This is a genomic window from Clostridium sp. DSM 8431 (assembly GCF_900116755.1).
Taxonomy (GTDB): Bacteria; Bacillota; Clostridia; order Clostridiales; family Clostridiaceae; genus Clostridium.
Window position 1 is genome coordinate 1 of sequence record NZ_FPBY01000219.1, and the last position, 4,988, is coordinate 4,988.

General features: G+C 30.6%; 3 protein-coding genes and 1 tRNA gene. 1 reads left to right on the forward strand and 3 read right to left on the reverse strand.

The window, feature by feature from the left end:
- Nucleotides 1-426 precede the first annotated feature (426 nt).
- Complete coding sequence (locus BM384_RS15590) at nt 427-1,455, forward strand: DUF5050 domain-containing protein (protein ID WP_175537422.1); 1,029 nt, start codon at nt 427-429, stop codon at nt 1,453-1,455.
- Between the two features lie 47 nt (nt 1,456-1,502).
- On the opposite strand, the gene murD is transcribed toward BM384_RS15590, so the two are convergent.
- The 3 genes from murD to BM384_RS15605 all read right to left on the reverse strand — a co-directional run bounded on the left by murD (nt 1,503) and on the right by BM384_RS15605 (nt 4,971).
- On the reverse strand, nt 1,503-2,879 hold the full coding sequence (gene murD / locus BM384_RS15595) for a UDP-N-acetylmuramoyl-L-alanine--D-glutamate ligase (protein ID WP_090014968.1): 1,377 nt from the start codon (nt 2,877-2,879) through the stop codon (nt 1,503-1,505).
- 141 nt (nt 2,880-3,020) lie between these two features.
- Entirely contained in the window at nt 3,021-4,421 is a 1,401-nt protein-coding gene (locus tag BM384_RS15600; RefSeq protein ID WP_090014970.1) for a glycine--tRNA ligase, read from the reverse strand.
- Nucleotides 4,422-4,896: 475 nt separating this feature from the next.
- A tRNA-Asn gene (locus BM384_RS15605) sits at nt 4,897-4,971 on the reverse strand.
- Nucleotides 4,972-4,988: the final 17 nt, after the last annotated feature.

A 4,988-nucleotide genomic window follows, 5' to 3' on the forward strand; every position in this document is an offset into this window, starting at 1 on the left:
ACTCAAAAAACTTACTCATAAAAGAATTGCTGGTTATTAACTTTATCTAAATCTGTTCAATTTTCAAAGATCATTTGTGCTGTCTCTCAACCGCTTTATTATAATAACATCTCTACTCTTCATTGTCAACAACTTTTTTAAGTTTGTTTTTTCAATGTTTTTCGATTTATTACTGCCGTCCCTGACGACATTTATTATAATATCATTTTTAAACATCTAATAACTATACATTTTTATTCAAATAGATAAATTATTCAAGCAATACTTTATTTTACTTAAATTTTCAAGCTTTATCTTCTATCGATACACCCGGATAAGTTAATCCCTTTATCCTTATGTATTTTCTACTTTACTACTTATTCCTTTTAAACTAATATTATATGTATAGGTATAAAATTTATGAATTTACTCGGGAGGATTCAACTCATGAAAAAAATAATATCAATAGTTATCGTCGCTATTACAACACTCACTCTTGTGAGCTGCTCTGATAAAAGCACTACATCTTCTAAAAAAGAAGAACCAACATCAATAAATATGCAAGCTTCAAGTTCTTCTGTCGAAGCCTTTGCACCTTTAGTATTAAATGATGACAATTTAGAACCTTCTTCCTTTATTATGAATGGAACTTCTTTATTATTTACCAACTGGCAAAACAACAACAGAATATCCATTCTAAATGAACCTTTTCCCAAAGGAACTATAAAGGAAAATGATGTGGCAGACTTTTTCAATTATTCTGCAACTAGCATAGCTTCATCAAATAATCTGATTTACTTTGGAGATCAATCTAGTTCATCTAACCTAGCATCTATTAATATAGCAGACAAAAGTTATACTAAGCTAAATAATAGACATGCTCATGATGTAACAGTATTGAATAATGAATCAATTTTTTATTTAGATATACCAGATACAGATACAAGTAGTAGGAAATTATATAAATATGATATAAATTCAAAGAAAGATTTACGCTTAACTTCAGATAACGTTGGAAAATATATTGTAAATAATAATTTTATACTATATCAAAACTTAAGCGATAATTCTAAATTATATAGAGTTTCAATTGATGGAACAGGAAAAGAAAAGGTAACAGATTATTCAGTTAATAGTTTTGCAGGATATTCATCTCAATTATTAACCATTAACTCTGATGATAATAACAACTTATACATTGTAGACCCTACAACTTTAGATTCTAAAAAGTATACAACATTAAGCATAACAGATTTAAAGGTTTCTAATGGTTCAATATATGTATTAGATTCTTCAAACAAACTATGTAATCTAGAAATAACAATTAATCCAGCAACTACAATTGATCAGAATGAATATAAATTAACACCACTATCTTCAGATAGTATAAATGAATATTATCCAACTCAATCAGGAATATTTGTTCAAAAAGGAATTGATGTAAACAATCCTTACTTTATTTCTGCAAATAAATAATTTTAAAAAACAGCACCAGTCTTCAAAACTGATGCTGTTTTTTATTTTTATAACTTTTTAACTATATCTTTAAAGGCTTCTCCTCTTGCCATAAAGTTAGGGAACATATCAAAAGAAGCACATGCTGGAGACAATGTTACAACATCTCCTGAAACAGCTAATTCCTTAGCCTTATTAACTGCTTCTTCAAGGCTATTTACAATATGCATATTAACCTTTACTCTTTTTTCTTCTTGAAGCTTATCAAACACTTCTTTAATCTTATCTTTAGTGTCTCCCATTAATATTAATTCTTTTATATATGGGTATCCTTCCTTTGCTAAAGGTTCAAATGGAATATGCTTATCATATCCTCCCACAATGATTATAACCTTCTTATCAAAGGCTCTTAACCCAGCTAATGTTCTTGTAGGACTTGATGCTATTGAGTCATTATAATATTTAACACCATCAATTTCTCTAACTAATTCACATCTATGTTCTACACCTGAAAATGTTTCTGCAACATCCTTCATAGATTTAACAGATACATCATCCTTTGTAGCAGCAAAAGCAGCAAGATAGTTTTCTACATTATGCATCCCCTTAATTACTATATCATCCTTCTTACATACTTCTTTTCCTTCTAGATATAAAGTACCATCTTGATAATATGCACCATTTTCAATAACTCTCTTTGATGAGAATTCTCTAACTTCACCTTTTGCTTCCTTTTCAAAACCATATGTTATGTCGTTTTCTCTATTAACAACTAAAATGTCTTTTGAAGTTTGGTATAAGAATATATTTTTCTTTGAATCAATATATTCTTGCATATCTTTATGCATATCTAAATGATTTGGAGCAAGATTAGTACAAACTGCTACATCTATTTCTTCTTTCATTGTCATAAGTTGAAAACTTGAAAGTTCAAGAACAACCATATGATCCTTTTCAATTTCTTCTATTTGAGCAAATAGAGGTGTACCTATATTTCCTCCAACCCATGTCTTAAATCCTTCTTCCATAAGAAGTTTAGAAATTATAGTTGTTGTAGTTGTTTTTCCATCACTACCTGTCACAGCATATACTTTACCTTTACAATACTTCACAAACTCTTCCATTTCAGATGTAATATATGTACCTTCTTTAGAAGCTCTAACTAAGGCATCGCAATCTATTCTCATAGAAGGAGTCTTAAAGATAACATCAAAACCTGTTAATCTATCTAAATATCCTTCTCCTAATTCAAACTTAACTCCTTGACTTTTAAATTCAGGAACTATACTTCCAAGGGCTTCTTCATCTTTTTTATCGAAAGCAGTAACTTCTGCACCAAGCTTTACTAAAAACTTAATTAGAGGAATATTAGAAACACCAATTCCAACTACCCCTACCTTTTTATCTTTTATAAAGCTTTTAAATTCATTAAAATCCTTTTTCATTTATATCTCCGCCTCCATGTTTACTAAATAAAAATATACGTTTAATTATATTATTGTAAAACTTATTATATCCATTTTATTGAACAAATACTACTGATACAAACAAAAGCGAAGTTTATAATAACTTCGCTTTTTCTCAAATTAAAATTCTAAACTCTTAGCAATATAAGATTCTAACTCAGAAATTTTAATTCTTTCTTGTTCCATAGTATCTCTATTTCTAATAGTAACTGATTCATCATTTTCTGTATCGAAGTCAATTGTTATACAGTATGGAGTTCCAATTTCGTCTTGTCTTCTATATCTCTTTCCTATACTTCCTGTTTCATCGAATTCAACATTGAACTTCTTACTTAATTCTGTGTAAACTTCTAACGCTTTATCAGATAATTTCTTTGATAAAGGTAATACAGCAGCTTTATATGGAGCCAATGCCGGATGGAAGTGCATAACAACTCTTGAATCTTTCTTATCTTCAGTTGATAAATCTTCTTCATCATATGCATCCACTAAGAATGCTAATGCAACTCTATCAGCTCCTAATGATGGTTCTATACAGTATGGTATATATTTTTCATTAGTTGTTGGATCTAAATAGCTCATATCTTGTCCTGAATGTTCTTGGTGTCTCTTTAAGTCATAGTCAGTTCTATCTGCTATACCCCAAAGTTCTCCCCATCCAAATGGGAATAAGTATTCTATATCTGAAGTAGCCTTTGAATAGAATGATAATTCTTCTTTTTCATGATCTCTGAATCTTAAGTTTTCTTTATTAACTCCTAAGTTCATTAAGAATTGCCAGCAGTAATCTTTCCAGTATGAGAACCATTCTAAATCTGTATCTGGTTTGCAGAAGAATTCTAATTCCATTTGTTCGAATTCTCTTGTTCTGAAAGTAAAGTTACCAGGTGTAATTTCATTTCTGAATGACTTACCAATTTGGCCTATACCAAATGGTACTTTCTTTCTTGTAGTTCTTTGAACTTGTTTAAAGTTAACAAAGATACCTTGTGCTGTTTCTGGTCTTAAATAAATTTCATTTTTAGAATCTTCAGTTACACCAGCATGAGTCTTGAACATTAAGTTAAAGCTTCTTATGTCTGTGTAATTTAACTTTCCGCACTTAGGACATACTATATTATGTTCTTCGATGTATGATTTTAATTGTTCATTAGACCATCCATCTGCTGAAGCTACTTCTGCACCATGTTCAGTCATGTAATCTTCAACTAATTTATCAGCTCTAAATCTTGATTTACATTCTTTACAGTCCATTAATGGGTCTGAGAATCCTCCAACGTGTCCAGTTGCAACCCATACTTCTCTATTCATTAATATAGCTGCATCTACACCTACATTATAAGGACTTTCTTGAATAAATTTTTTCCACCAAGCTCTTTTAACGTTGTTCTTAAATTCAACTCCTAATGGGCCGTAATCCCATGAGTTTGCTAAACCTCCGTATATATCTGATCCTGGGAATATAAACCCTCTGTTTTTACAAAGAGCTACTATTTTGTCCATTGTTTTTTCTACTGCCATATTGTAAAATACCTCCATACAAAAAATTTTATAAAGAACAAAGTGGCTGACGCCACGCTTTTCAGCGCAGGAAGCAGCTTTGTTTTGCGATCTACAATTATTTTTTAATGCATTTGACAACTTCCATATGAGAAAGCCAGTGAAAAATCAGTGTTTAACATCAAAAAAATTTATACTTTCCTATGCATTAAAAAAAGCCCTACCTCAAAGGGACGAAAAATTCCGCGGTTCCACCCTTCTTGGCATAAGCCCAACTTTCTATCATCAGCACTCAAAAGCTCCCTTCACTTGTTCATTATAATGATTTACACCAGCCATCATCTCTCTTTAATAACTCAAAAGCTACTCCTCTTTATCATTGCGCTTATTAAATTATAATTTCATTTTATCAAAACCCTAATATATGTCAAGTTATATTACATAATTATTTTTAAATACAAAAAAAGCGATGTAAAACATCGCTATTATAATCAATTGGCTCCGCGGAGAGGGCTCGAACCTCCAACCTATCGGTTAACAGCCGAGTGCTCCACCATTGAGCTACCGCGGAATATTATTTATGTAATT